The organism is Bradyrhizobium uaiense, from assembly GCF_010811875.1.
GTDB lineage: Bacteria > Pseudomonadota > Alphaproteobacteria > Rhizobiales > Xanthobacteraceae > Bradyrhizobium > Bradyrhizobium uaiense.
Map to the genome: position 1 here is coordinate 1 of NZ_VKHP01000690.1, position 255 is coordinate 255.

A 255-nucleotide genomic window follows, 5' to 3' on the forward strand; every position below is an offset into this window, starting at 1 on the left:
TGTCCTACGTGATCGAGGGTGCGGCGCAACTGTTGTGGGGCACCCAGGTTCACGGCCTCGACATCGGGATCAGCGACGTGCCGCTCGACATCGCGGGGGTCTTCATCAGCCGGTTCGACCTGTTCGCTGCGGCGGTCGCGGGCAGCCTGGTGGCGCTGTTCGCGCTGTTCTTCCGCTACACCCGCACCGGGCTGTCGTTTCGCGCGGTCGCCGACCATCCGTTCGCGGCGCTCGCTGTCGGGCTGCGGCTGCCGC

1 pseudogene is annotated in these 255 nt (G+C 69.4%); it reads left to right on the plus strand.

Features of this window, described 5'->3' with window-relative positions:
• Positions 1-255, plus strand: a pseudogene (locus tag FNJ47_RS47095) (branched-chain amino acid ABC transporter permease); the annotation flags it as partial.